Consider the following 26,555-nt stretch of genomic DNA (forward strand, 5'->3'; position numbering starts at 1 on the left):
ATAGTTTTCGATCTCCTTCTGTAAGGCATTGGGCTATGATGGATTTGGCATTTTTTTCTGCCATACATTCATGCTCTTTTTTGTAAATGTCTTATGCGTTGTGCAGGCGGGCAAACAAAAATCTAGTCTCTATACAAAATGATCTTCGCAACGCCAGAGCAGAACGAAGCCTTGCAAGCTCATGGCACATTCTCCTGTCGTTGTCCTACATCCGTATTATTATCGGTAAAAAAAGAACATATTTGCGTTGATTGTCGCATTCCATGCATAGGGAGGATGTGCATATACTCAAAAGAGCTTGTTATGAATTCAATCAACTATTTGGAGAGTTAATATGAGTGCTTACACCATAAATAATGGAGCGACATTCGATGTGAAGCAATATCTTCACCCAATGACGAATTCAAGGTTTGTGGTTGCAGTGATAGCGGTGTTGCCGATAATTTTATGGATCGCTTACATGAGTCTTAATAACCACATATTCTTTATCTTTGTAAGTTCGTATACAGCTCTATTGTTTCTGGCAATTTGGATTGGTATGGAGTTTACGAAAGCGCTACTTGTCGGAAACGCAGTGAAAGTAGGATATGATAACTTTCCACAGATCGCAACCATATTGGAATCTGTAAAAGATAAGATTGGGTATCATAAGGATGTGGAGATATACATCGTAGAGAGTGGAACTGTGAACATGATACTGCACAGATTCTTTTCAACAAAATTTATCGTGATACATTCATCCTTTGTCGAATCTTGCGAATCGGCCAAAAATTATCGAGACATAGAATGGGCAATAGCGAGATTTGTTGGGTACATGAAAGTAAAAAAAGACCACTATTTCCCAATTGTTTTTGAAATAATGGAGGCCATCAAGAAATTCCCGCTTCTGAATTTGCTTGTTTTGCCTTATGAGCGTTGCATTATCTATTCTGGTGACAGAATTGGTCTGGCGCTTTGCGGTGAGGTAGAAGCGGCAATTACAGGAATGAGCAAGCTACTGATTGGAAAAGCTCTATACGGGAAGGTTTCCAGTGATACATTTATTTTCCAATCTCGTATTGTAAACAGTAGTTTTTTCGCTGGTGTCGCACGATTCTTTTCTTCTTACCCTCATATGACTGACCGCTATTTGAATATCATGGCATTCGTGAAGGAAACGGTTCCGGAGCATTATCTGGAATTTGTCGCCAAGCACCACATTGACAGAGTTAAGCTTGAAGAAGCTCTCAGAGACCGTCACGGAAGATAGATGGAAATTAAGCCCTAAGAGATTTAGGCGTACGTCAATGTAAAAATCTTCAACTCGATGTCGAGATTCGGCTGCGCAGGGGGCATCGGAGCAGCCCCCTGTGCAGCAACCGTTCAAACGTGGAAGCTCTCGCCGCAGCCGCAGCGGCCCTTCTCGTTCGGATTCTTGAAAACGAAGCCGGTCTGGAACTTGTCGTCGACATAGTCCATCTCGCTGCCGATCAGGAACATGACGGCGGCCGGGTCGATCAGGACGGTGACGCCCTTGTCCTCCACCACCTCGTCGAACTTCAGCTTTTCCTTGGCATACTGAACGTCATAGCTGAGGCCGGAGCAGCCGCGCGCCTTCACGCCGATGCGCAGGCCGACGACTTCGTCGTTGGCCTTGGACATCAGCGCCTTGACGCGATCCGCGGCGGCGTCGGTGATCGTGAGCGCCTTGGGCAGGGAACGGGCCATGGTGACGGTCTCCTAAATACTGCTCAGAACATATCCAGTTGAAGGCGGGCTTCTTCGGACATCATGCCCTGGTGCCAGGGCGGCTCCCACACCAGCTCGATCTTGACCTCGTTGACGTCCTCGACGCCCAGAACGGCCTGACGGACCTGCTCGGGCAGTTCGCCGGCCACCGGACACATGGGGCTGGTCAGCGTCATATCAATCTCGACATTGCGCTGGCCATCCATGTCCACACGGTAGATCAGGCCGAGTTCCCAGATGTCGACCGGGATTTCGGGGTCGTAGCAGGTCTTGATGGCCGCCACGACGCGATCCATGATCTCCTCCCGCGGGTCGTAACCCTCGGGCGGCTTGGGCATCGGCGCGAAGTCCTTGGACTCGGAGCCCTCATTCGCCGCGTCGGCCTTCAACTGCGCCTCGGCTTCGGCCGGGTTCGGGGCGATCGGGCGCTGCGTCAGTGCTTCATCGGGCATTTCGATCCCCCTTCCCTCAATACTGGTCGCTGGAGGCCGCAGCCTCGCCGTGGAGTGCCGCGTTCATGGCGTGCCAGGCCAGCGTCGCGCACTTCACCCGCACCGGGAACTGGCGCACACCGGACATCACCATCAGCTTTTCCATGGTCTCGTCATCGACACCCTCGGGGATGTCGGGCTCGTCCTGGGTGCACAGCTCGTGGAAGGCGTGGAACAGCTTCTCCGCCTCTGCCGCCGTCTTGCCGCGCACCAGTTCCGTCATCATCGAGGCGCTGGCGGTGGAGATGGCGCAGCCGCGGCCCTGGAAGGCCACATCGTCCACCACCCCGTCCTTCAGGGTCAGATAGACCATGAAACGGTCGCCGCACATCGGGTTCTCGCCCTTCGCTTCGCGATTGGCGTCGTCGGGATGGCGGAAATTGCGGGGATTCTTGCCGTGGTCCAGGATCACTTCCTGATACAGCTCGCGCAGATCGTCCATCATGCTCCGAAGAACTCCTTGACCGCCTGGAGGGACTGGACGAGGGCGTCGGCTTCCTCCCGCGTGTTGTACAGGCCGAAAGAGGCGCGGACGGTCGGTCCGACGCCGAACCGCTCGGCCAGCGGCTCGGCGCAATGGCGGCCGACCCGCACGGCGACGCCATACTGGTCGACGATGGTGCCGACATCGTGCGGGTGCACGCCCTCCAGTGCGAAGGAGATGATCGGTCCCTTGCCGGGCGCGGTGCCGACGATCCGCAGGCCGTCGATCTGCGACAACTGCTGCGTCGCGTATTGCAGCAGATCGTGCTCGTGCGCGGCGATGGCGTCGCGGCCGAGAGCCTCTACATAGTCGATGGCGGCGCCCAGGCCGATGACCTCGGTGATCGGTGGCGTGCCGGCCTCGAAGCGCGAGGGCGGCGCCTTGAAGGTGGTGCCTTCGAAGGTGACGCTCTCGATCATGTCGCCGCCGCCCTGGTAGGGAGGCATCTTCTTCAGCAGGTCGTACTTGCCGTACAGCACGCCGAGGCCGGTCGGTCCATAGAGCTTGTGCGCGGTGAAGACGTAGAAATCGGCGTCGATGTCCTGCACGTCGACCGTGCCGTGCACCACCGCCTGGCTGCCGTCGAACAGGACAGGCACGCCGCGCTCATGCGCCAGCCTGGCGATGGCCTTGGCCGGGGTGACGGTGCCGAGAACGTTGGAGCAGTGGGTGATCGCCACCAGCTTCGTGCGGTCGGACAGCAGGTCCTTGTAGGCGTCCATGTCGAGGACGCCGTCCTCGTCGCAGGGCACGACCTTGATGACGATCTTCTTCTCGGCCTGGAGCAGCTGCCACGGAACGATGTTCGCGTGGTGCTCCATGATCGACAGGATGACCTCGTCGCCTTCGTTCAGGAAGGTGCGGCCATAGCTGGCGGCCACGAGGTTGATCGCCTCGGTCGAGCTGCGGGTAAAGACGATGCAGCGGTCGTTGGGCGCGTTCAGGAAGCGCGCGACCTTGGTGCGCACCGCCTCGAACTGGTCGGTCGCGGTCTGCGACAGGAAATGAACGCCGCGGTGGATGTTGGAATAGTCCTCCTCCAGGAAGCGGGTCATGGCCTGGATGACCTGACGCGGCTTCTGGGCGGATGCCCCGCTGTCCAGATAGACCAGCGGCTTGCCGGGCTTTCCCTTCCTGGCGTGGACGCTGCGGGCGAGGATCGGGAAATCCTCCCGCACCCGCTGCACGTCGTAGGCTTGGTTCAGGATGGCATCGGACATGGTTACTTCTGCTCCTCCAGCCAGCCGGCCACGATTTCCTGGAAGGCGTCGCGGATCGACTCCTCGGCGATCTCCTCAAAGGATTCCGACAGGAACGCGCCGATCAGCAGGCCCTGGGCGGTGTCGCGGTCGATGCCGCGGGCGCGCAGGTAGAACAGCGCGTCGTCGTCCAGCTCGCCCGCGGTGCAGCCGTGGCTGCACTTCACGTCGTCGGCATGGATTTCCAGTTCCGGCTTGCTGTCGATCTCGGCCCCGTCGGACAGCAGCAGGGCGCGGTTCAGCTGATAGCCGTCGGTCTTCTGCGCATCCGGGCAGACGGTGATCTTGCCCTGGAACACCGCGCGCGCCGTGTCGTCGATGACGCCCTTGTAGACCTCGCGGCTGGTGCCGTTGGGCTGGGCGTGGACGATCAGCGTGGTGGTGTCGGCATGCTGGGTGCCGCGGACCAGATAGCCGCCGCTGACATGGGTGCGGGCGTCGGTGCCGTCGAGGCGGCTGACCACCTCATTGCGCGACAGCTTCGCACCCGTCGTCAGGATGAAGTTGTCGTAGCAGCCGCCGGTCGCCACCGTCGCCGCGATGTGCGACAGGTGGATGGCGCCGGCGCCCTCACGCTGCGACTTGTAATGGTGCAGGGTGGCGCCTTCGCCGACGAACACCTCGGTGACGTGGTTCGCCAGCGTGGTGCCGGCGCCGCGGCCGACATGGTGTTCGACCACCACCGCCTTCGATCCGGCCTCCGCGATCAGCAGCATGCGCGGATGGCAGGTGGTCGCCTGCGATTCCGACCCGACCGAGACGAAGACCACCTCGATGGGACGCTCGACCTGGACGTTGGCCGGCACGTGCAGGACCGCACCATCGGCGAGATAGGCGCTGTTCAGCGCCACCAGCGGACGGTCGTCCGCCGCGGCGAGGCGGCCGAGATGGTCCGCCAGCAGGCCGGAATGGGTGGTCAGCGCGGCGTCGAGGCTCAGCAGATCGACACGCGGCGGCAGCCCGTCGACCGACGACAGGTCGGCGCGGAAGCGGCCGTCGACGAAGACCATGCGCGGGCCGTCCTGGCCCTCGCCCCGGACGGTCGGCAGCAGGTCGATCGCGGCGGCGGCGGGGGCGGCCGGCTGGAAGCTGACCTTGGCGAGGTCGCGCAGGTTGGTGTAGCGCCAGCTCTCGTTCTTGATCGTCGGCAGGCCGACGGCGGCGAAGCGCTCACGCCCGGCCGCGCGCAGTTCGGTCAGCCAGGACAGGCCGCTGCCGGGCAGGCCGGCGCCCACCTGATCGAGGGGCGCCAGGAAGGCCGGCGCCGTCGCCGGATCGGCGCCCCGCGTCGAGTAGGTCATCGGATGGAGTGGGGAGTGTTGGACCGTCATCACGCCGCCTCGCTCGCGCCGAAATCGCGGTAGCCGTTCTTTTCCAGCTCCAGCGCCAGTTCCTTGCCGCCCGACTTCACGATGCGGCCGGCGGCCAGAACGTGGACATAGTCGGGAACGATGTAGTCGAGCAGGCGCTGGTAGTGGGTGATGACCAGCATCGACCGCTCCGGCGAACGCAGTGCGTTGACGCCCTCGGCGACGATCTTCAGCGCGTCGATGTCGAGGCCGCTGTCGGTCTCGTCGAGGATGGCGAATTTCGGTTCCAGCACCGCCATCTGCAGGGTCTCGTTGCGCTTCTTCTCACCACCGGAGAAGCCGACATTGACCGCGCGCTTCAGCATCTCGTCGTTCATGCCCAGCGCCTTGGTCTTGGCGCGGATCAGCTTGAGGAACTGCATGGCGTCCAGCTCCTTCTCGCCGCGATGCTTGCGGATGGCGTTGATCGCGGTCTTCAGGAAGGTGGTGTTGCCGACGCCGGGGATTTCGACCGGATACTGGAAGGCCAGGAAGACGCCCTCGGCCGCCCGCTCTTCCGGCTCCATCGCCAGCAGGTCCTTGCCGTAGTAGGTGACCGACCCATCCGTGACCTCGTAGCCGTCGCGGCCGGCGAGGACGTAGGACATCGTGCTCTTGCCGGCGCCGTTCGGCCCCATGATGGCGTGGACCTCGCCCGGGCGGATGGTCAGGTCGACGCCCTTGAGGATTTCCTTGCCGTCCACGGTGGCGTGCAGGTTCTTGATTTCGATCATCGTCTTCGCCTCGTTGTCTTCTTCAGGCCGCCGGCACGCCGTCCGGTCTTCACGTTCTGTCGGTTTTCCTCTGGGGGCGGGGGCTTTAGCCCACGCTGCCTTCCAGGCTGATGCCCACCAGCTTCTGCGCCTCCACGGCGAACTCCATGGGGAGTTCCTTCAGGACCTCCTTGCAGAAGCCGTTGACGATCAGGGACACGGCGTCCTCTTCCGAGATGCCGCGCTGGCGGCAGTAGAAGAGCTGGTCCTCGCTGATCTTGGCCGTCGTCGCCTCATGCTCGATGCGGGCGGAGCGGTTGCGGCTCTCGATGTAGGGGACCGTGTGGGCGCCGCACTTGTCGCCGATCAGCAGGCTGTCGCACTGGGTGTGGTTGCGCGCCCCCTCCGCCCTGGGCAGGATCTTCACCAGCCCGCGGTAGGTCTGCTGCGCCTTGCCGGCCGAGATGCCCTTCGACACGATCGTCGAGCGGGTGTTCTTGCCGATGTGGATCATCTTGGTGCCGGTGTCGGCCTGCTGGAAGTTGTTGGTGATGGCGACCGAATAGAACTCGCCCACCGAATTGTCGCCCTGCAGGATGCAGCTCGGATATTTCCAGGTGATCGCCGAACCGGTTTCCACCTGCGTCCAGGAGATCTTGGAGTTCCTGCCGCGGCAGGCGCCACGCTTGGTGACGAAGTTGTAGATACCGCCGACACCTTCCTCGTTGCCCGGGTACCAGTTCTGGACGGTCGAATACTTGATGGTCGCGTCGTCCATCGCCACCAGCTCGACCACCGCGGCATGCAGCTGGTTCTCGTCGCGCTTCGGGGCGGTGCAGCCCTCCAGATAGCTGACGTAGGCGCCCTCGTCGGCGATGATCAGCGTCCGCTCGAACTGGCCGGTGTTGGCCTGGTTGATGCGGAAATAGGTCGACAGCTCCATCGGGCAGCGCACGCCCTTGGGGATGTAGACGAAGCTGCCGTCGGTGAAGACCGCGCAGTTCAGCGTCGCATAATAGTTGTCAGTGTAGGGCACCACCGAGCCGAGATACTTCTTCACCAGCTCCGGATGCTTCTGCACGGCCTCGGAGATCGCGCAGAAGATGATGCCCATCTCCTCCAGCTTCGCCTTGAAGGTGGTGGCGACCGACACGCTGTCGAACACGGCGTCCACGGCGATGGCCGGGCTCTTGCCCTCCGACCCCTCGACGCCGGCCAGGATTTCCTGCTCACGCAGCGGGATGCCCAGCTTCTCGTAGGTCTTGAGCAGTTCCGGATCGACCTCGTCCAGCGACTTCGGGCCGGCCTTCTTCTTCGGCGCGGCATAGTAATGCGCGTCCTGATAGTCGATCGGCGGGAAGCTGACGGCGGCCCACTGCGGCTCCTCCATCGTCTGCCAGACGCGGAAAGCCTTCAGGCGCCATTCCAGCAGCCACTCCGGCTCCTCCTTCTTGGCGGAGATGAAGCGGACGATATCCTCGTTCAGGCCCTTCGGCGCGACGTCGGCCTCGATGTCGGTCGTGAAGCCGTACTTGTACTTCTGTTCCGTGACGGCGCGGACCTGCTCGACGGTTTCCGGTTGGGCGGCCATGGCTTTGCCTCGTCCTTCTCAAGAATGCTGTTCGGTGCGCGCCGTTCAGTGCGCAGGGCGAGCCGGCTGGGCGGCTGTGGAGTTCGTTGCGGCCGCCGGGGCGGGGAAGGTGATGGGGGCCATCATGTCGGCCAGCGTCACCTCCTCCAGCGCGCCGCGAATGGCGCGGTTCACCTTTTCCCAACCGCCGCGCATGGGGCAAAGTTGCTCCACCCCGCATTGGCTGTCGGCACCGTCGACGCAGGCGGTCAGCGCGATGGGACCATCGAGCGCCGTGATGATTTCCGCGATGGAGATAGCATCGGCCGGCCGGCTCAGCGCATAACCGCCGGCAGCGCCGCGTTGCGAGGTGGTGAGCCCCGCCGGCGTCATCGTCTTCATCAGCTTGGCGACGGTGGGAGCGGGAACGCCGGTGCGGTCGGCAAGATGGGCGACGGTGTGGACCGTGCCGACCTGGCGCGCCATCTCGCTCAACACGACGATGGCATAGTCGGTCAGCTTGCTCAGCCGGATCATGCCCGCACCCCGTTTCACCCCGGTTTCGAATACAGGACCAATTTAGTCCTGATTGCTCCGGGGGGCAAGGGGCGTTTGTCGATTAGAGTGCAGGGTTTCTGCCGGTTTGGCGGGTTTGCATGGCTGATGCGCTGCCAATACCCGTCAACGCTGCTTGGTTATAGCGCCGCTCCCGCCACCACGCTACAGCGAAGCCGCAGGCGCAGGGATGGGGTGCGGCAGTGTGTCGCGGCTGTCGGCGCTGTACAGGCTGCGTGAAGGTTCAGGCGGCGGGATTGACCATGTCCATATCTGGACTATATAGTCCCGTTATGGACAAAAGGGATACCAGCCATGCCCGCTCGTGCTCACCGCGCCGCCGATCCTATCGCTGCCGGACCTTCGCTCCTCCTGCCGGATCGGTTCTCCCCGACCAAGCGCCGGCAACTCAGCGGGCCGGGGCTGCGGGCCTTTCTGGCCATCGCCGACCTTTGGCGTTTGACGGAGGCCGAGCGTCTGCTGGTGCTGGGTTCGCCCGGCCGTTCGACCTATTTCGGCTGGGTCGCCAAGGCGCGCGATGGTCAGGAGTTGACCTTGCCGGTCGACGTGCTGTTGCGCATCTCCGCCGTCCTCGGCATCCACAAGGCGCTGATGATCCTATTCGGCTCGGAGTCGGCGGCGATGGACTGGTTGACCGGCCCGCACGATGGGCCATCCTTTGGCGGTCAGCCGCCGATGGCGCTGGTCACCAACGGCACGATGGACGGACCCATGCTGGTGCGTCGTTACCTCGATGCCGGGCGGGGAGGGGTGTTTGGGCCACCCGGTTCGATGGACGAGACGAGCACCCCCTACGGCGACGACGACATTGTGATCGTGTGAAACCGTGACAGCCTCCATTGCCATCCCGCAATCGACACACCGCCTGATCCCTTCACGGTTTCCGCCCATTCCGGCCTTTGACGGCGTGACGCATCCGGACGATCTGGAAGCCGTCATGGAACTGGAGGGTTGGACCAACGACCGTCTGGTGCGGGAGCGCGTGGCCCGCCTGCCCCGCGACCAGTGGGTCTACTGCGTTCCGAACGCTTCGGTCGTGATGGCCGCCTTCCTGCACGCCGCCCCCGCCGGTGGCCGCTTCAACAGTGGCGATCTTGGGGCATGGTACGGGGCGTGGGCACTGAAAACGGCCATCGCAGAAGTCGCCCATCATCTTCGGCGCGAGGCCGTTTACCGCCGGCTTCCGGAGATGCGGCTGACCTACCGTCTCTACACCGCCCGTCTTGATGGCGACTTCCTGGACATCCGGGGCCAGCGCGCCGTGCGACCCGACCTTTACGCGGCAGGCAGCTACCAGGCGTCCCAGGCATTCGGGGAGGAGGTGCGCGCAGGGCAGGCCGCCGGCATCGTCTACGACAGTTTGCGCCACGACGGGGGCGTCAACGCCATCGCCTATCGCCCGCGCCTGATCCGGGAGGTCACCCAGGCCGATCATTATGAGATCACCGCGCCTGTGGAGGGTGCCGCGATCGCGCGACAGCAGACGGTCGGCACAGCGATGCGCAGGCCGGAAGCGTCGACCTGAATGCGGAAAACCCCGCGCCTGGTGTGGCGCGGGGTTCGTCCGGTGAGCGTAGAAGGACGGGCGATCAGCCCGGCTTCTTCACTTCCGCGCGGGCGGCGTCGGTGGCCTCCGACACGACGTCGTGCAGGTCTTCCTTCGCCGATTCGACCACCGTTTCGGCAGCGGCCTGGGCGGCGCGGGTGCCGCGGTCCAGCGCGTCCATTGCGATGGCCTTGGCCCGCTCGGTCGCCTCGTCGGCATACTCGCCGACCCACTGCTTCTCATAGCGAGTGCCCGGCAGGGCGGCGCCGATGGCCGCACCCAGTGCAACGCCCATGGCACCGGCGACGATGGGATGGTCCTCCACGAGGTCCCAGAAGCCGGTCGACATGTCATGCGCACGGTGGCGCAGATGGTCGGCCGACGGCGCCATGGAGGAGAGGCGCGACATGCCGCGGCTGGCATAGGACTGGGACTGCCGCTGGCCATGGATATCGCCGCGCCCCGTTGGATGGTCGCCGTCCGAACCCCCCATCATGCCGCTGACCCTGTCCGAGGCGCTGTCGTAGGCGGAGCCGACCGCGCCCGAGGCGCTGTCATAGGCGGAACTGGCGGCGTTGCGGACGCTCTCGCCGGCGCCGCTCAGCGATTCGCGGGCGTAGTCCACGGCGTCGCCCATGCGGTGGCGGGCGTTGCGGACGGTGCTGGACCGGGCAATGCGGCGGTCGTAGCCCGTGCTGGACAGGGCCAGCCAGCCCAGCCCGATGCCGACCAGGGCCAGCGGGATCGGGTTGCTGGTCACGTTGTCCAGCATCGATCCCGACGATCGGGACTGCGACTGCCGGTAATGGACGGTCTGGCCGCTTTCGTAGCGGTCGGACTGCTGCGACGGCGAATAGGTGTGCTTCATGGAATTCTCCATCAGGGATTGGGGAGACCACCGCGTCAGTCTGTCGCGCAGACGGGAGCTGCGGTCGCGCAGCGCCTCGACGGTGCCGCCGATGCGCGCGCGGCTGGCGCGGATGTCGCCCTCCAGGGCGTCGAGATCCTGCGGCCCGGCTTCGGATTTACGAACGTCGTCCGTCATCGGCCGGCCCCTCAGCGGGCAAGCTGGGACTTGGCCCAACGCTTGTCCTCGTCCAGCGTGTTGATCGTGCGGCGGGGGCGGAGGTTGGCGGGGCTCAGCCGGTTCTTGCCGACATAGGCAAGGATGCCGCCGACCAACAGAACCACCACGCCGACGATCAGCGCGGACAGCCACGGAGCCAGGACGTTGGACAGGCCGAGAACCGCGGAGGCAAGCAGGACCAGAACGCCGGCGAAGGCGATCAGTCCGCCGACGGCGATGAAGGCCACGCCGCCGGCGGCCTCGGTGGCCTTGTCGGTCAGCTCGGCCTTCGCCAACGCGATCTCGGATCGGGCAAGGTTGGCGGATTCGCGGGCGAGATCGGCGAACAGGCCGGCGAGCGGCCGGTCCTGCCGCGGATCCCGCGGCTCGTCATAGCGGTTCTCGGCGGCGCTCATGGACGCTGTCCCTGCGGCTTGGAGGTGGAGGAGGTGGTCCCGGCAGCCCCGCCCTGGGTCCCGCTGGTGCCGGTGGTGTTGCCGGTGCCGCCGACGCCGGTGGCGCCGGAGTTCATGGCGCTGCCGGCGCTGCCGGTCGTGCCGCCGGGAGTGCCGACAGTGCTGGTGCCGAGCGCCGTTTCGGGCGTGGACCCGGTGCCGCGGCCGGTGACGGAGGCCGGGGCGGTGGAGAGAGGCATGCCGATGCGGCCGGCGGCCGGCTTCGGCTCACCCAGACGCTCCGAAGCGCGCTCCGACTCCATGCGGCCGGCCAGACTGCCGGTGTTGACGGCGGAGGACCCGGTCGTCGGCGTGTCGGCGCTGTGCGACGGCGTGCTGCGGCTGACGGACTCGGCGATGCCACCGGCCATGCCGCGGCTCGGGCTGGAACCGCGTCCCATATCGCGGTTCATATCGCGGCCGGTGTCGTAGGCCGAGCCACGCGCGGTGCGCACGGACTGCGACGGATGGGTGTTGCCGCGCAGCGAGGTCGAGGCGCGGTGCATGCGCCGCTCGCCGGAGCTCTTGATGAAGCGCGCGGCGAGGAAGCCGACGGCGAAGGCGGCACCGATGAACACCTCGGGTTGGCGGCGGGCGAAGCCCTCGACCTCGCCGACGATGTCGTCGACATTCGCGTCGCGCAGCATGTCGGCGACCCGCTCGACGCGGCTGGCCGCCTGCTCGGCGTAATCGGCGACCACGCCGCCATTCTCCTCGTTCAACTGCTCGGCAGCCTTGTGCAGGGCGTTGGCGACCCCGCCCAGCTGGTCGGCGGCGCGGCCGGTCTGCTGTTCCAGCAGCGAGCGGATGCGGCCCTGGGCATTGCCCAGCGTCTCCCGTCCGGTGGCCATCGCGTCGTCGGCGGCGCGGTTGACGGTCTTCTTGATATCCTCGACGCCGCTGCGTCCACCGGACGTGCTGTTGCCGATGGTGGAGCTGCCGGCGGTCGAACTTCCAGCGGTGGAACTTCCGGTGGTGGAGCCGGTCGGGTTCGGTCCGCCGGTGCCGGTCATGTCGCGGTTCGGCATCTTGTCTTTCCTCCTCGGGGATTCCGGTATTCCGCGGCTCCGCGCCTGCGGCATCAAACCGCCCGTTGCGGAATCGGGTGTCGGGAGGGAAACACCAGCCAAGCCTTCGGGGTTCCACGCAGCCGCTGCGCGAAATGGACAGTCACCACCAATGTGCTAAACTTTGCCGGGAGTATCCTGGTGCGACCCGGCCGGAGGGTGGCGGCATGAGCGTCTTCAGCGTGGTGGCCGACGGACAGGCCGGACTTTTTCGGCTTCAACAGGCGAAGAAGCCTTGGGAAAAGGACCTTCAGGCGAAGGACGCCCAGGGGCAGCTCGCCCAGAAGGCCGAGCGGGCGCAGGCGCTGACCCAGCCCTCCGCCAAGTGGCAGAGCGACCATGCCTCCGCCCAGGCGGCCCTGGAGGAGGCGAAGCGGGTCGGCGGGTCCAAGGCGTCGGCCGCCGCCCGGCTGGAACAGGTCGAACGCAGGATCGAGGAACTGAAGCTGGCGATGCGCTTCGCCCAGGGCGATCCGCAGAAGCTGGCCGCCTTGGCACGGGAGGCGGCGCTGCTGGCGCGCGAGGCCGGGCGTGCCGCCAAGGAGTATGGTGCCGGCATCAAGGCCGCGGCCGAGATGGGGCTTCCCGGTGATGCCGCCACCGCCACCGGCGGCTCGATGCTGTCGTCGGAGACGACGATCACCCGCAGCACCACCAGCCTGACCCTGCAGCAGACCGAGGTGACGCTGACCATCGGCATTTCGACGGGGGAGGGGGCATCGGCGGAAAGTGCCGCCGATCTGATGGCTGCGGATGCCGGAGCGGAGGCGGACTCCGCAGGCGGGGTCGCGGGGCAGGACGGCAAGCTGCCCGACGACATCGCCCGGCTGGTGGAGGATGTGCTGTCCGGCTTGGACGGGGGCGGGCTGGGCGGGTCCGACCCGGCTTCCGCCACGACGGCCGGGACCGGCGGCCGTAGCGCGATGATCCAGCAGTTGATGGCCGACAACGCCATGAAGATGTCGCGCTATCGCGAGGCCGACGCCTTCGGCCAACGGGTGGAGGGGGTGCTCGCCACGTCCAAGCGCATCATCGGCGAGGCGAAGGCCGCCAACATGCTGGACGAATCCGAGAAGCGTCGGCGCGAGCGGCGGGAGGGCTTTAAGGCCGACGACAAGATGGTCGACGCCGCCCAGAAGGAGGTCAACGCCCTGCGCGCCGCGGCGTTCGGGTCCAGTGACGCCCTTGCCGTGGCCGGATTGCTCGGCGGCGGCGATGCGGAGAGCGCGGAGACGCCGGTCCTGCCATCGGCCGCCGATCCGGCGGTTCAGCCGGCCGCGGCGCTGAATCTGCTGGCCTGACCGTGATAGGCCGCCTGCTACCATTTCTCCATACGCTGCGGTGCGACATTGTGTTGACCGGCTCGCGCGGAAGACGCGATAACCGATGAACCAAGACTCCCGGAGAGGAGTCTGCGAACCGAGCGCAAGAGAATGGGACACGCAACGAGATGAGCAACTGGATCCGCCGTGGCGGCCTCGAAATCGCCCAGCCGCTGTACGACTTCATCAATGACGAGGCGCTGCCGGGGACCGGTGTCGACGCCGACCGTCTCTGGACCGGCCTCGACCAGCTCCTGCACGAGCTGGCGCCGCGCAACAAGGCTCTGCTCGACAAGCGCGACAGCCTGCAGGCGCAGATCGACGCGTGGCACACCGCCCGCCGCGGCAAGCTCTTCGATCAGGCCGAATACGAGTCCTTCCTGCGCGAGATCGGCTATCTGGTGCCGGAGGGCGGCGACTTCGCCGTCGGCACCGGCAATGTCGATCCGGAAATCGCCTATCTCGCCGGGCCGCAGCTGGTGGTGCCGATCACCAACGCCCGCTATGCCCTGAACGCCGCCAACGCGCGCTGGGGCAGCCTGTACGACGCGCTGTACGGCACCGATGCCATTCCCGGCACCCCGGCGGCCGGCGGCTATGACGCCGCCCGCGGCGCGCAGGTGATCGCCTGGGCGCGCAAGTTCCTGGACGACAGCGTTCCGCTGGCCGAGGGCAGCCATGCCGACGCCACCGGCTATGCGGTCGAGGGCGACACGCTGGCGGTGACGCTGAAGAGCGGCGGCAAGACCGGTCTTAAGGACAAGGCCGCCTTCGTCGGCTGGCAGGGCGAGGCTTCGGCGCCGTCGGCCGTGCTGCTGGTCCAGAACGGCACCCACATCGAAATCCGCATCGACCGCAACAGCGTGATCGGCAAGGACGACGCGGCCGGCGTCGCCGACGTCGTGCTGGAAGCGGCGCTGTCGACCATCCAGGACTGCGAGGATTCCGTCGCCGCCGTGGATGCGGAGGACAAGGTCGTCGCCTACCGCAACTGGCTGGGCCTGATGAAGGGCACGCTGGAGGCCAGCTTCCCCAAGGGCGACAAGACCATCGTCCGCAAGCTGAACCCGGATCGCGTCTACACCACGCCGACCGGCAGCGTCACCCTGCATGGCCGCAGCCTGCTGCTGGTCCGCAACGTCGGCCACCTGATGACCATCGACATGGTCAAGCTGTCCGACGGCAGCGAGGCGCCGGAAGGCATCCTCGACGGCGTCTTCACCTCGCTGATCGCCCTGCACGATCTGAAGGCGCAGGGCGGGTTGCGCAACAGCCGCGCCGGCTCGGTCTACATCGTGAAGCCGAAGATGCACGGGCCGGAAGAGGTCGCCTTCGCCGACGAGCTGTTCGGCCGCGTCGAGGACCTGCTGGGCATGGCCCGCAACACCCTCAAGGTCGGCATCATGGACGAGGAGCGCCGCACCAGCGTCAACCTCAAGGAGTGCATCCGCGCCGCCAAGGACCGCGTGGTGTTCATCAACACCGGCTTCCTCGACCGCACCGGCGACGAGATCCACACCTCGATGGAGGCCGGCCCGGTCGTCCGCAAGGCGGCGATGAAGGCCACCAAGTGGATCTCGGCCTATGAGGACAACAATGTCGATGTCGGCCTGCGCGCCGGGCTGAAGGGCCGCGCCCAGATCGGCAAGGGCATGTGGGCGATGCCCGACCTGATGGCCGACATGCTGGTCGCTAAGATCGGCCATCCGAAGGCCGGCGCCAACACCGCCTGGGTGCCGTCGCCGACCGCCGCCACCCTGCACGCCACCCACTATCACGCCGTGAATGTGGCCGAGGTCCAGGACCAGCTGGCCAAGCGGCAGGCCGCCGCCCTGTCCGACATCCTGACCATCCCGCTCGCCGACCGCCCCAACTGGTCGGAGGATGAGATCCGGCAGGAGCTGGAGAACAACGCCCAGGGCATCCTCGGCTATGTGGTGCGCTGGATCGACCAGGGCGTCGGCTGCTCCAAGGTGCCGGACATCCATGACGTCGGGCTGATGGAAGACCGCGCCACCCTGCGCATCTCCAGCCAGCACATCGCCAACTGGCTGCACCACGGCATCTGCACCGAGGCCCAGGTGATGGAGGTCATGAAGCGCATGGCCGCCGTCGTCGACAAGCAGAATGCCGGCGACCCGCTGTACAAGCCGATGGCCGGCAACTTCGACGGCAGCATCGCCTTCCAGGCGGCGTGCGATCTGGTGTTCAAGGGCCGCGTCCAGCCGAACGGCTACACCGAGCCTGTCCTGCATGCGCGTCGTCGTCAGGTGAAGGCGGCGGGGTGAGTTGATATTTGCGGCGGAGGGGTACCATCCCCTCCGCCGCAGCCCTTGCTCAGGTGCCGATCCCCAGCACCCGCACCGCCACCTGCTTTGTGTAGGGGCTGGCCGCGAAATACTCGTACTGGACGGCATTCTCCGCGGCGAATTCCTGGAACGCCCGGTACTCGTCGTCGCGCCAGCTGCGGTTGCCGATATACTCGTCGAACACGATGACGGTCCCCGGCCGCACCCGGTCGGCCAGAGCGGTCAGCACGGTGCGAGCCGAGGCGTAGATGTCGCTGTCGACATTGACGAAGCGCACCGGCCCCCGATGAGCCGTCAGAAACGGCGGCAGGCTGTCCTCGAACCATCCCACATGCAGCCGGGCGTTGTCGCGCACCGGCGGCAGCTGGCGGCCGGTGGTCAGCACGCCGCGGGGGGAGTTCACCCAGCCCTCCGGCAGTCCCTCGAACGAATCGAAGCCGTGGACCTCCTGCCCAGCCACGTCGGCGATGTGGTTGAGCGAGGTGCCGCGCCGCACGCCGAACTCAAGAACCAGACCCGAAGTCGTAGCGCAGGCCAGCGCGTGGCGCAGCAGCCGGCCGCTGTTGCCGAACAGGCGGAAGTCGGAGGAGAGCTTCGGCAGCAGCGCCCTGGCGCCGTCGGGCAGCGGCCGGCGCTTCGGGTTGTCGCCGATCTCGGCAGCTTCGACGGCATCGGCCTCTGCGGTGCGGCCGAGCAGCCGGAGGGTGGCGGCGAGATAACCCCAATATTTGCCGTTGGCGCCGCCGCAGCGGGTGGCGCGGCGCAGGCGGCGTAGCGCTTCCTCGGGGCCATGATGGTGCAGAGCCTGGGCGTGGCTGCCGAACCACGCGGCGGCATGTTCGGGATCGTCGGCGAGCAGAGCGTCGAAATGGGCCAGCGACTCCGCATCCTCGCCGAGATAGGCCGCGGCCATCGCCGCCTCGTAGCGGATGTCGGGCGAGGTGTCGCCACCGCGGATCGCCGTCCGGGCCAGGGCGAGCGCATCGCCATAGCGGGCGTCGCGGCGAAGGGCTCCGGCCAGGGACGCGGTGAGTGCCGCGTCGCCGGGTGTGACGCGGGCGGCGCGCTCGAACCAGCGGACGGCGGGGAAGGGGGCGTTGTCGGCCTGATGGGCGCGGGCCAGGGAGGACAGCAGGTCCGGATCGTCCGGCCGGTCGGCCAGGACGCGGCGCAGGCAGGCGATGGCCGCCGGGGCGTCGCGATGGCCGAGATGGGCCAGACCGAGCAAATGGAGCCGCTCTAGGCCGTGGGGGAGGGCATCGCCGCGCAGCAGGCGCAGGGCGGGGCGGTAACGGCGCGCGTCGATCAGGGCGCGCGCTTCGTCGAATACAGTGTCAGCGGTCAAAATGACTCGTCGTCAGGGCAGCCGGCGGAAGGTCCACACCGACGCCGGCGGCAGGTTCCGGGCGATCCAGGCATGGCGCCGCGGCTTCAGCCGCAGCCGCCGGATCAGTTCCGGATTCACCGGGGCGAAGGGACCATAGGTGAATTGCACGAAAACGCCGTCCTGCGCCAGCACGGAAAAGGCGCCGCGCACGATCCGGGCCTGGACCGACAGCGGCATGGCGATCAGCGGCAGGCCCGACACCACCGCGTCGCAAGACTCCCAGCCATGGGCCTGGACGATGCGGTGGACCCGCGTCGCGTCGCCGCGCACCACGGTGGCGTTGGGGTGCAGGATCGACAGATGGTCGGCGAAGGCGGGGTCGAGTTCCACCATCAGCAGATTGTCTGGGGTGACGCCATGGGCCAGCAGCGCCGAAGTGACCGGACCGGTGCCCGGACCCAACTCCACCACCCGCTTCGTGGGACTGCAACCGGCGGCCTTTGCCATGGCCCGGCACAGTTCAGGACCGCTTGGAGTTACCGACGCGACCTTCAGGGGTGAGCGAATCCAGCGCTCGACAAAGAGCTTGCGTTCAGCAAGTGACATCGACCGACCTCCCAACAGACGCCGGATCAATTCCTCGGCTCTGCATCAACCCTTTCTACTGAGTTACGTTTCATTGCGCCAGCCGAATGGATTTTGAACGATCGTTTAACAAAACGATTAAAAGGATGTGACGGATTCTGTTAATGGTTTGCACATAGAATTGTACGTAGGCGACGCAACGTCCAGCGGCTCGGTCGGATGGGAAATGTCCGGCGGGCAGGAGCGGCTGTTCGTCACGCCAGTCAAGCCGGGCCAACCGGCGCTTTGCATGGGAGGAGCACAACCTTGAGAAGATTGCTTCTGCGTCACAAGATCCCTGGTGCCGTGGTCGGATCGGCGGTGCTGACGGCACTGCTGCTTGGCAGCTTCGCCTATTCCGCGGCCACTGACAGGCTGCGCACGGCGGCACAGGACAAGTTGGTGGCGCTGGCGGACGCCCGCGCCGCCAGCGTCCAGTCCTATCTGGAGGGGTTGGAGGGCGACATCGTCCTCACGGCGAACACGCGATCAATGCGCGATGCCGCGGTGGCGCTGGGCAACGGCTGGAGAGTCGAGGCCGACCGAGGCGACCCCGGCACTCTGCTGCGCAAGCGCTATGTCGATGACAACCCCAACCCGCCGGCCGAGCGCTACAAGCTCGAGAAGCCGGATATGAACACCATGTACGACATGGCGCATCTCCGGCTGCAGTCCTGGATGGCTGATCTGATGCTGCGCCGCGGGTTGGCCGACGTGCTGCTGCTGTCGCAGGACGGGGCTGTGCTCTATAGCGCCGCGAAAGGCGGCGATTTCGGCAAGCCGGCCGAAGGTCCGCTCGCCGCCCTGGCCGACTCGGTGAAGCGTGATCCCAAGCAGGATGAGGCCCGGATCGTCGATTTCAGCGCCTACGCGCCGGCCGATGGCGCAGCATCGGCCTTCTTGGCCGCTCCGGTGGCGTTGCACCTGCCGAACGGGGGAGTCCAGATACTCGCCACCCTGGTTTTCCGCATCGAGCCGAACGGGCTGGATCGCATCATGCGCGCCACCGGCGGCATGGGGGACAGCGGCGATACGTTCCTGGTCGGGGAGGACGGCAAGCTGCGCAGCACGCCCCGCTTCGCCCAGGGAATGGCGGTGCTGACGCCCTATGAGGGCGGCGCCATGGGCACCATCAAAGGCGATTCCGACCACACCGGGGTTTTGGAGGCGACGAACTTCGCCGGCAGCGGTCCGGCACTGACCGCCTACCGGCCGATGACCCATAACGGCGTCCACTGGCTGGTGCTGGCGGAGGCGGCTGTTGACGAGATCCTGGCGCCTGTCCATTCGATGCGCGACCAGATGATCGGTGCCGGGGCCGCCCTGCTGCTGGTCATCTGCATCGGTGGCATCCTGTTCGCCCGCGGCATCACCCGTCCGCTGTCGGCGATGTGCGAGGCGATGCAGCGTCTGGCCCAGGGCGAACGCCGGCTCGACGTGCCGGCGCAGGAGCGCCACGACGAGATCGGACGGATGGCCGGCGCCATGCAGGTGTTCAAGGAGGCGTTGATCAAGGCCGACGACCTCCATATGGAGCAGGAGCGGATCCGCGCCCTGCGCGAGGAACGGACCCGCCAGTTGGAACAGGTGACCGACGGCTTCGATGCCCGCGTCGGCGGTATCGTCCGCGCGGTGGCCAGCGCCGCCGGCGGGCTGGAGACGACGGCCAGGTCGATGAGCGACGGCGCCGACCGGACACTGCACGAGGCGACCAGCGTCGCCGCGGCGGCCGATCAGACGGCGAGCAACGTCGGCACGGTGGCGTCGGCCGCCAACCAGCTGCGCGCCTCCATCGGCGACATCGGTCGTCACATAGAGGAATCGGGCCGCATCACCCAGGCCGCCATCGGCGCCGCCGCGCAGGCGGGCGAAACCATGCGCGTGGTGGTGGAGACCGCCGGTCGCATCGGCACCGTCGTTCAACTGATCCACGACATCGCGGCGCAGACCAACCTTCTGGCACTGAACGCCACCATCGAAGCGGCGCGGGCGGGGGAAGCGGGCAAAGGCTTTGCCGTCGTCGCCAACGAGGTCAAGCATCTGGCCTCCCAGACCGCCAAGGCCACCGACGAGATCGGCAGCCAGATCGGCACGATGCAGTCGGTGACGGACGGAGCCGCCGCCTCCATCGGCGAGATCGCCCGTGTCATCGAGGATATGGGCCGCATCTCCGGCATCGTCGCCAACGCCATCGATGAGCAGGGCACCGCAACGATGGACATCGCCGCCAACGCCGAACAGGCCGCGAAGGCGACGCAATCGGTAACCGCGATCATCGACGGCGTGGCGCGGTCCGCCGATACGACCAAGACGGTCGCCGAAGAGGTGCTGACCTCGTCTCAGGATCTGACGCGGCAGGCCGGACATCTCCGGGCGGAGATCGAACGTTTCCTGGCCGACATCAAGGCGGCGTGATGGGATGACTTGGCCGGCGACGGCGAAGCCACAATTCCCTGTTCCCCTTTTCTTCTCACTGCGCCGTTGACAGCGCCGCAATGGACGGGGCACGGTTGCGAAGCCGGAAGGAATGGTGAACAGGGAACCTGGATACGACATGCCGACGCTCGCACCCGATCATTCGGATCTGTTCGACGATACCGGCAAGCCGCCCCGGCTGTTGGAACTCGACGTCGTACGGGTGATGCGCAATCCAAGCATGCCGCGCCGCCATTTCGACCCGCAAGAGATGCAGAGTCTGGCCGACTCGATTGCGCATTACGGGCTGAAGCAGCCGATCCTGGTGCAGGAGGTCGTGGGCGGCCATCGGCTGGTCGCCGGCGAACGGCGGCTGCGTGCGCACGAGATGCTGGGGCTGGCGACCATCTACGCGCTGGTCACCTCCGGCAATCCGGACGAACTGACCCTGGTGGAGAATGTGCAGCGCGTCGATCTGGACGCGCTGGAGCTGGCGGAGGCGCTGTCCCGCCTGATCGACCGCTTCGGCTACACCCAGGAACAGCTCGGCCGCATCATCGGCAAGAGCCAGAGCAACGTCAGCCACACCCTGCGGCTGAACAGCCTGCCGGAGACGATCAAGCAGGAATATGCCGCCGCCCACCACGACGTCTCGCGCTCCACCCTGATCGAGATCGCCTGGATCAAGGATCTGGACGAGCAGATGGCGCTGTGGGAGCAGGTGAAGGCCGGCGACGGCACCGTCCAGGCCGCCCGCAGCCGCAAGGACGCCGCCAAGGAACCGTCGCTGCGCACCATGTCGGCGGTCGGCCGCTTCCTCGACGCGCTGCGCCGCGCGACCGCCCGTCTGGGCGATCCGCGCGAGCACCGCGCCTATGTCGACGACATGCAGCGCCGCGAATTGATCAGCCTGCGCCGCCGCATCGACCTTCTGCTGGGCGACGAGCCGATGGTGGATTGAGGGGAGTGGTTGGGGCGGTTTGCCCCCACCCCATCCCTCCCCCGCTGGGCGGGGGAGGGGGCAAGTGCTTGTTCGGGAGAGAGCAGTAGTCCCTCCCCCGCCCAGCTCTCGCACAAAGCTATGCTTTGTGCTGACGCGGCAGGCGGACCATAGGTCCGCTGAGAGCGGGGGAGGATAGGTGGGGGTCTAACGCCGCGCCAACCTGAGCTTCAATCGTTCAAAAACGGATTGTAGAGCCGCTCTTCGCCGAAATTCGACATCGGCCCGTGGCCGGGGATGAAGGCGATGTCGTCGCCGTAGGGGAACAGCTTGTCGCGGATCGAGGCGATGAGGTCGGCGTAATTGCCCTTGGGGAAATCGGTGCGGCCGATCGAGCCCTGGAACAGCACGTCGCCGACGATGGCCAGCTTCGACGGCCGGTGGACGAACACGACGTGGCCGGGGGTGTGGCCGGGGCAGTGGCGGACCTCCAGCGTCTGGTTGCCGACGGTCACCGTGTCGCCTTCCTCCAGCCAGCGGTCGGGCGTGAAGGAGCGGACGGGCGGGAAACCGAACATCTGGCTTTGCATCGGCATGCCGTCGATCCAGAACTGGTCGTCGCGGTGCGGCCCCTCGATCGGCAGCGACAGCTTGTCGGCCAGATCGGCGACGGCGCCGGCATGGTCGATGTGGCCGTGGGTGACCAGGATCTTCTCCAGCGTCACGCCCTTCGCCTTCACCGCCGCCAGGATGCGGTCCAGGTCGCCGCCGGGATCGATGGCGGCGCCCTTCATCGTCTCGGGGCACCAGAGCACCGTGCAGTTCTGCTGGAACGGGGTGACCGGAACGATGGCGTACTGCATGTCCTGACCTTCGGCTCTGCGGAAAAATGGCGGAATGACCCTGTGGGCCGAGGGATCTTAACGCGCCCGCGCCGGATGCCGCAAACCATTCGCGCAAAGCCGGTCGCAATGGGCGGCGAAACTGGCTAAGGTCCGGGCGTCCGGCGGGAACACGCCTTTGGGTGGAATACCGGGCCGGTACGAAATGTTAACCACCGAAGCTTTAGATCGGGGGTGGATCAACCATCCGCCGCCGCAATAAACGGATTCCGCCGGAATGCTGTCGCAGAAAGCCAAATATGCGTTGCGTGCCCTCATCATGCTGGCGGAGAAGGACACCGGCGACCTGATCCTGATCGCCGACATCGCGGAGCGCGAGAACATCCCGCGCAAATTCCTGGAAGCGATTCTGGTCGAGCTGCGCAAGGAAGGCATCCTGTTTGCCAAGCGCGGCAAGAGCGGCGGCTATCGGCTCGCCCGCCCCGCCGCACAGATCACTTTCGGCGAGGTGATTCGCCTGATCGACGGCCATCTCGCCCCGCTCCCCTGCGCCAGCAAGGGATCCTTCAAGCCGTGCGAGGACTGCATTGATACGGAAACCTGCTCGGTCCGCTGGCTGATGCTGCAGGTCCGCGACGCCACCGCCTCCGTGCTCGACAACCGCACGCTGGCCGACGCCCTGCGCCACCGCCAGTCGACCGGCAGCATCGCCGCCAATTTCGACATCTGACCGTCCCGCCAGCCGCCCCGCTGAAATCGCATTTGAGGCGGCGGGCAGCCCTCCCGTATGGTTGGGCCAACCATTTGTCAGGGAGGGATAGGGATGTCCGAGGTGAAGGTGGCCGTCATCACGGCCGGGGGCAGCGGCATGGGAGCGGCGTCCGCGCGCCGGCTGGCGGCCGACGGGTTCGAGGTCGCGATCCTGTCCTCCTCCGGCAAGGGCGAGGCGCTGGCCGATGAGTTGGGCGGCATCGGGGTCACCGGGTCGAACCAGTCCAACGACGACCTGAAGCGGCTGGTCGATGCCGCCATGCAGCGCTGGGGGCGCATCGACGCGCTGGTCAACAGCGCCGGCCATGGGCCGCGCGGTCCGCTGCTGGAGATCAGCGACGAGGACTGGCACCGTGGGATCGAGGTCTATTTCCTCAACGTCGTGCGGGCGGTCCGGCTGGTGGCGCCGATCATGGTGGCTCAGAAGGCGGGCTCCATCGTCAACATCTCCACCGCCTGGGCGTTCGAGCCGAGCGCCATGTTCCCGACCTCCGCCGTCGCGCGGGCGGGGCTGGCCGCCTACACCAAGATCTTCGCCGACCAGTATGCGGCGGAGAATGTGCGGATGAACAATGTCCTGCCGGGATGGATCGACAGCCTGCCCGGGACCGAGGAGCGGCGCCAGAGCGTGCCGATGCAGCGCTACGGCAGCAGCGACGAGATCGCGGCGACGGTGGCCTTCCTGGCCTCGCCGGGCGCCGGCTACATCACCGGCCAGAACATCCGGGTCGATGGCGGGCTGACGCGCTCGGTTTGAGCTGGCGCCGCAGACAACTGATGCGTCGCTGAGCCGGCCGGATTCCCGCCTTCGCGGGAATGACGGCCGGAGAAGTCCTTGATTGTATTACGTTCTCCGAAACGGAAAAGGGCCGGCGAAGCGCCGGCCCTTTTTGCTGGGGAACTCCCCGCCGTATCAGTCGGCGAAGGGGTCCGTCATCAGGATGGTGTCGTCGCGTTCCGGGCTGGTCGACAGCAGGGCGACCGGGGCCTGGATCAGCTCCTCGATGTGGCGGACATACTTGACGGCCTGGGCCGGCAGCTCCGCCCAGGAGCGGGCGCCGCGGGTGGTGTCCTTCCAGCCTTCGAAGGTCTCATAGATCGGCTCGACGCGGGCCTGGGAGCCGGCGTTCGACGGGTAATAGTCGATCTCCTTACCGTCCAGCTTGTAGCCGACGCAGACCTTGATCTCGTCGAAGCCGTCCAGCACGTCCAGCTTGGTCAGGGCGATGCCGTCGATGCCGCCGGTCTTGACCGCCTGACGGACCATGACGGCGTCGAACCAGCCGCAGCGGCGCTTGCGCCCGGTGACGACGCCGAACTCCTTGCCCTTCTGACCGATCAGCTCGCCGATGTCGTCCAGCAGTTCGGTCGGGAAGGGGCCGGAGCCGACGCGGGTGGTGTAGGCCTTGCAGATGCCCAGCACATAGCCGACGGCGCGCGGACCCATGCCGCTGCCGGCGGCGGCGTTGCCGGCCACCGTGTTGGAGGAGGTGACGTACGGGTAGGTGCCGTGGTCGATGTCCAGCATCGTGCCCTGGGCGCCTTCGAACAGAATGCGCTTGCCGGCGCGGCGCAGCTCGTCCAGCTGCTTCCAGACGACGGCGGCGTAGGGCAGCACCTGCGGCGCGATCTCGCGCAGGGGATCCAGGATGTCGGCCGGGGTCATCTCCGGCGCGCCCAGCGCGCGGAACAGCGCGTTGTGGTGGGCCAGCAGGGCGTCGACCTTCTCGACCAGCACGGCGTCGTCGGTCAGGTCGCACAGGCGGATGGCGCGGCGGGCGACCTTGTCCTCATAGGCCGGGCCGATGCCGCGGCCGGTGGTGCCGATCTTGCCGGCGCCCTTGGCCTCTTCGCGCGCCTTGTCCAGGGCGCTGTGCACCGGCAGGATCAGCGGCACGTTCTCGGCGACGATCAGGTTTTCCGGGGTGACGGAGACGCCCTTTTCCTTGATCGCGTTGACTTCGCGGATGAAGGCCCACGGGTCGAAGACGACGCCGTTGCCGATGACCGACAGCTTACTCTGGCGCACCACGCCGGAGGGCAGCAGGCTCAGCTTGTATTCGACGCCGTTGATCACCAGCGTGTGGCCGGCGTTGTGACCGCCCTGGAAGCGCACCACCACATCGGCCCGGCTGGACAGCCAGTCGACGATCTTGCCCTTGCCCTCGTCGCCCCACTGGGCGCCGACCACCGCAACGTTGGCCATCTCTCGTCTCCGCAAAACTTCAAAAGGAACCGCTCAACCGCCCGATCCACCGCAGGGTACCATCCGCGCGGCGTGGGGGTCCGTTCACCCTGAACCCAACTCGCTTGAACTCAAGTCACTTGAACCCAGGGTCATCCGACCGGCTTGACGTCCCCGCCGGCCAGCCAATGGCCGCACTGGAGCCGTTTGGCTTCCGCGGCCGCATCGGCCACCGGGGCGAGCCCGGCGACCGTCACCCATCCGTCGGCCCGCAGCCTGCGCGCCGTCTCCCAACCGCTGCCATGCGGCACATACACCCGGCCAGGGGCCTTGGCCGCCGGAACCGCGCGCAGAAGCGTGTCCATGTAGAGCGTGAAGCCGGTCGCCGGCTCCCCGCGGTCCTCGCCCTGGGCGCCGGCGCGGTAGCGTCCGCCCTGGCCCAACTCCCCCGCGGCGCGGGAGAACAGGGTGAAGCTGAGGCCGGTCTGGTATTCGAAGCCGCGATGCTCCACCAGATCGATGGTCACCGTCAGATCGGGCATCGCCGCGCGCAGCAGGGCCAGCGTGTCGGTCAGCCGGCGGCGGTCCTTCTCGGCGCCCTCCGGCAGCGGCAGGGCGGCCAGCGCCTGCATGGCGCGGTCGGCGGGACCGGAGGCGCTCATCAGCGTTTCGAGCAGCTTGGCCGCCGGGCCGCCGACCGCGGCCACCGCGGCGGAGTCCTTGCGGTCGAGCGCGGCGCGCAGTTGGCGGATTTCATCCTCGCCCAGACCCAGCCCGGCGCAGATGCGCGAGACCATGGTCGGCACGCAGAGGTCGACCGACAGGTGCGGCACGCCGATGGCGGTCAGCGCCTGGACGGCCAGCAGGACGACCTCGGCGTCGGCCTCTGCCTCCAGCGCGCCGATCAGCTCGACGCCGACCTGGGTGAACTGGCGTTCGGGGCGCAACTGCGATCCCTTCACCCGCAGCACCTGCCCGGCGTAGCACAGGCGCAGCGGCCGGGCCTCGTTCTTCAGGCGGGAGGTGGCGATGCGGGCGATCTGCGGGGTGATGTCGGCGCGGACCGCCATCATGCGCTGCGAATGCGGGTCCATCAGCCGGAAGGTCTGCTTGGACATCGCCGCGCCGGGGCCGGAGAGCAGATTCTCTTCGAACTCCACCAGGGGCGGATCGACGCGGCGGTAACCCTGCGCGGCGAATTCCGCCAGCAGGCGTTCGACGGCGGCCGCCTCATGCGCCGCTTCGGACGGCAGCACGTCGTGCAGTCCGGCGGGAAGCAGGGCGGAGCTCAGTGCGTCGGCGGGCATGACCAGCGTGTCTCGTTGCAGGCAGGGACAGGGATGCCGCGGCGAATGTCGGGCACACGGGGCGGGCTAATACCCGACACCCGCGCCGCATGCAAACGGAAAAGCCCCGCACGGTGGCGGTATCTCCCCTGCGCGGGCCTTGCGTGGGCGAATCCGTCGCAGGCGGATGGGCAGAAAAGCTGAGGGCGCGGGGTCTCCCTCTCCCGGGG

25 protein-coding genes are annotated in these 26,555 nt (G+C 66.3%); 9 read left to right on the forward strand and 16 right to left on the reverse strand.

The window, feature by feature from the left end; all coding sequences use genetic code 11:
- The first annotated feature begins 334 nt into the window (after positions 1-334).
- Complete coding sequence (locus ACCD06_RS05580; protein ID WP_413339370.1) at positions 335-1,249, forward strand: M48 family metallopeptidase; 915 nt, start codon at positions 335-337, stop codon at positions 1,247-1,249.
- A 113-nt stretch (positions 1,250-1,362) separates the two neighbouring features.
- Here the strand turns inward: ACCD06_RS05580 and ACCD06_RS05585 are convergent, their stop codons facing one another.
- The 8 genes from ACCD06_RS05585 to ACCD06_RS05620 form a co-directional block, all read right to left on the reverse strand.
- On the reverse strand, positions 1,363-1,707 hold the full coding sequence (locus tag ACCD06_RS05585; RefSeq protein WP_109074695.1) for a HesB/IscA family protein: 345 nt from the start codon (positions 1,705-1,707) through the stop codon (positions 1,363-1,365).
- A gap of 23 nt (positions 1,708-1,730) precedes the next feature.
- Positions 1,731-2,180: an iron-sulfur cluster assembly protein gene (locus tag ACCD06_RS05590; protein WP_109074696.1), complete on the reverse strand. Its 450-nt coding sequence runs from the start codon at positions 2,178-2,180 to the stop codon at positions 1,731-1,733.
- Positions 2,181-2,196: 16 nt separating this feature from the next.
- Positions 2,197-2,664, reverse strand: coding sequence for a Fe-S cluster assembly sulfur transfer protein SufU (sufU, locus tag ACCD06_RS05595; RefSeq protein ID WP_085085654.1), 468 nt, complete (start codon positions 2,662-2,664; stop codon positions 2,197-2,199).
- Positions 2,661-3,923, reverse strand: coding sequence for a cysteine desulfurase (locus ACCD06_RS05600; protein ID WP_413339373.1), 1,263 nt, complete (start codon positions 3,921-3,923; stop codon positions 2,661-2,663). Before ACCD06_RS05600 ends, sufU begins: the two co-directional genes overlap by 4 nt.
- A 2-nt stretch (positions 3,924-3,925) precedes the next feature.
- Positions 3,926-5,293, reverse strand: a complete 1,368-nt coding sequence (gene sufD / locus ACCD06_RS05605; protein ID WP_413339375.1) for a Fe-S cluster assembly protein SufD — start codon at positions 5,291-5,293, stop codon at positions 3,926-3,928.
- Positions 5,293-6,045 (reverse strand): Fe-S cluster assembly ATPase SufC, encoded by a 753-nt coding sequence (sufC, locus tag ACCD06_RS05610; RefSeq protein WP_413339377.1) that lies wholly within the window; start codon positions 6,043-6,045, stop codon positions 5,293-5,295. The genes sufD and sufC overlap by 1 nt, the downstream gene beginning before the upstream one ends.
- Positions 6,046-6,130: 85 nt before the next feature.
- Positions 6,131-7,615 carry a Fe-S cluster assembly protein SufB gene (gene sufB / locus ACCD06_RS05615; protein ID WP_136703215.1) on the reverse strand — a complete coding sequence of 495 codons (1,485 nt, stop codon included), beginning with the start codon at positions 7,613-7,615 and terminating at the stop codon, positions 6,131-6,133.
- A gap of 45 nt (positions 7,616-7,660) precedes the next feature.
- Positions 7,661-8,131: an SUF system Fe-S cluster assembly regulator gene (locus ACCD06_RS05620; protein WP_109074701.1), complete on the reverse strand. Its 471-nt coding sequence runs from the start codon at positions 8,129-8,131 to the stop codon at positions 7,661-7,663.
- 333 nt (positions 8,132-8,464) lie between these two features.
- On the opposite strand from ACCD06_RS05620, the gene ACCD06_RS05625 reads away from it, so the two are divergent.
- Both ACCD06_RS05625 and ACCD06_RS05630 read left to right on the forward strand, forming a co-directional pair.
- Positions 8,465-8,992, forward strand: coding sequence for an MbcA/ParS/Xre antitoxin family protein (locus tag ACCD06_RS05625; protein WP_109074702.1), 528 nt, complete (start codon positions 8,465-8,467; stop codon positions 8,990-8,992).
- 4 nt (positions 8,993-8,996) lie between these two features.
- Positions 8,997-9,695: an RES family NAD+ phosphorylase gene (locus ACCD06_RS05630; RefSeq protein ID WP_413339380.1), complete on the forward strand. Its 699-nt coding sequence runs from the start codon at positions 8,997-8,999 to the stop codon at positions 9,693-9,695.
- Between the two features lie 64 nt (positions 9,696-9,759).
- On the opposite strand, the gene ACCD06_RS05635 is transcribed toward ACCD06_RS05630, so the two are convergent.
- From ACCD06_RS05635 to ACCD06_RS05645, 3 genes are read right to left on the reverse strand one after another with little or no spacing between them, the layout of a single operon-like run.
- Positions 9,760-10,761, reverse strand: a complete 1,002-nt coding sequence (locus ACCD06_RS05635) for a hypothetical protein (RefSeq protein ID WP_413339382.1) — start codon at positions 10,759-10,761, stop codon at positions 9,760-9,762.
- An 11-nt stretch (positions 10,762-10,772) separates the two neighbouring features.
- Positions 10,773-11,198 (reverse strand): phage holin family protein, encoded by a 426-nt coding sequence (locus tag ACCD06_RS05640; protein WP_109074704.1) that lies wholly within the window; start codon positions 11,196-11,198, stop codon positions 10,773-10,775.
- Positions 11,195-12,265 carry a hypothetical protein gene (locus ACCD06_RS05645; protein WP_413339384.1) on the reverse strand — a complete coding sequence of 357 codons (1,071 nt, stop codon included), beginning with the start codon at positions 12,263-12,265 and terminating at the stop codon, positions 11,195-11,197. The genes ACCD06_RS05640 and ACCD06_RS05645 overlap by 4 nt, the downstream gene beginning before the upstream one ends.
- Before the next feature lie 206 nt (positions 12,266-12,471).
- On the opposite strand from ACCD06_RS05645, the gene ACCD06_RS05650 reads away from it, so the two are divergent.
- A complete protein-coding gene (locus tag ACCD06_RS05650; RefSeq protein ID WP_413339386.1) occupies positions 12,472-13,605 on the forward strand; it encodes a hypothetical protein in 1,134 nt (377 codons plus the stop codon).
- Between the two features lie 149 nt (positions 13,606-13,754).
- Positions 13,755-15,914 carry a malate synthase G gene (locus ACCD06_RS05655; protein ID WP_413339388.1) on the forward strand — a complete coding sequence of 720 codons (2,160 nt, stop codon included), beginning with the start codon at positions 13,755-13,757 and terminating at the stop codon, positions 15,912-15,914.
- A gap of 49 nt (positions 15,915-15,963) precedes the next feature.
- Here ACCD06_RS05655 and ACCD06_RS05660 read toward each other — a convergent pair whose 3' ends face one another.
- Positions 15,964-17,280, reverse strand: a complete 1,317-nt coding sequence (locus tag ACCD06_RS05660) for a class I SAM-dependent methyltransferase (protein ID WP_413339390.1) — start codon at positions 17,278-17,280, stop codon at positions 15,964-15,966.
- Positions 17,281-17,292: 12 nt separating this feature from the next.
- Positions 17,293-17,769 carry an rRNA adenine N-6-methyltransferase family protein gene (locus ACCD06_RS05665; RefSeq protein ID WP_109150004.1) on the reverse strand — a complete coding sequence of 159 codons (477 nt, stop codon included), beginning with the start codon at positions 17,767-17,769 and terminating at the stop codon, positions 17,293-17,295.
- Positions 17,770-18,153: 384 nt separating this feature from the next.
- Here ACCD06_RS05665 and ACCD06_RS05670 point away from each other — a divergent pair, with 384 nt between their 5' ends.
- Positions 18,154-20,301, forward strand: coding sequence for a methyl-accepting chemotaxis protein (locus tag ACCD06_RS05670; RefSeq protein ID WP_413339392.1), 2,148 nt, complete (start codon positions 18,154-18,156; stop codon positions 20,299-20,301).
- 139 nt (positions 20,302-20,440) lie between these two features.
- Positions 20,441-21,262 carry a ParB/RepB/Spo0J family partition protein gene (locus tag ACCD06_RS05675; RefSeq protein ID WP_136703222.1) on the forward strand — a complete coding sequence of 274 codons (822 nt, stop codon included), beginning with the start codon at positions 20,441-20,443 and terminating at the stop codon, positions 21,260-21,262.
- 209 nt (positions 21,263-21,471) lie between these two features.
- On the opposite strand, the gene ACCD06_RS05680 is transcribed toward ACCD06_RS05675, so the two are convergent.
- The gene (locus ACCD06_RS05680) at positions 21,472-22,104 is read right to left on the reverse strand and encodes an MBL fold metallo-hydrolase (RefSeq protein ID WP_109157799.1); all 633 of its coding nucleotides are present in this window, start codon (positions 22,102-22,104) and stop codon (positions 21,472-21,474) included.
- 256 nt (positions 22,105-22,360) lie between these two features.
- Here ACCD06_RS05680 and ACCD06_RS05685 point away from each other — a divergent pair, with 256 nt between their 5' ends.
- Complete coding sequence (locus ACCD06_RS05685; RefSeq protein ID WP_085085625.1) at positions 22,361-22,813, forward strand: RrF2 family transcriptional regulator; 453 nt, start codon at positions 22,361-22,363, stop codon at positions 22,811-22,813.
- A 93-nt stretch (positions 22,814-22,906) separates the two neighbouring features.
- The gene (locus ACCD06_RS05690) at positions 22,907-23,611 is read left to right on the forward strand and encodes an SDR family oxidoreductase (protein ID WP_109157800.1); all 705 of its coding nucleotides are present in this window, start codon (positions 22,907-22,909) and stop codon (positions 23,609-23,611) included.
- Positions 23,612-23,767: 156 nt separating this feature from the next.
- On the opposite strand, the gene ACCD06_RS05695 is transcribed toward ACCD06_RS05690, so the two are convergent.
- Positions 23,768-25,060: an adenylosuccinate synthase gene (locus ACCD06_RS05695; protein ID WP_085085621.1), complete on the reverse strand. Its 1,293-nt coding sequence runs from the start codon at positions 25,058-25,060 to the stop codon at positions 23,768-23,770.
- Between the two features lie 131 nt (positions 25,061-25,191).
- Entirely contained in the window at positions 25,192-26,346 is a 1,155-nt protein-coding gene (locus ACCD06_RS05700; RefSeq protein ID WP_413339396.1) for an ATP phosphoribosyltransferase regulatory subunit, read from the reverse strand.
- Between the last annotated feature and the right edge of the window lie 209 nt (positions 26,347-26,555).

The organism is Azospirillum sp. CT11-132 (assembly GCF_047302835.1).
Lineage (GTDB): Bacteria > Pseudomonadota > Alphaproteobacteria > Azospirillales > Azospirillaceae > Azospirillum.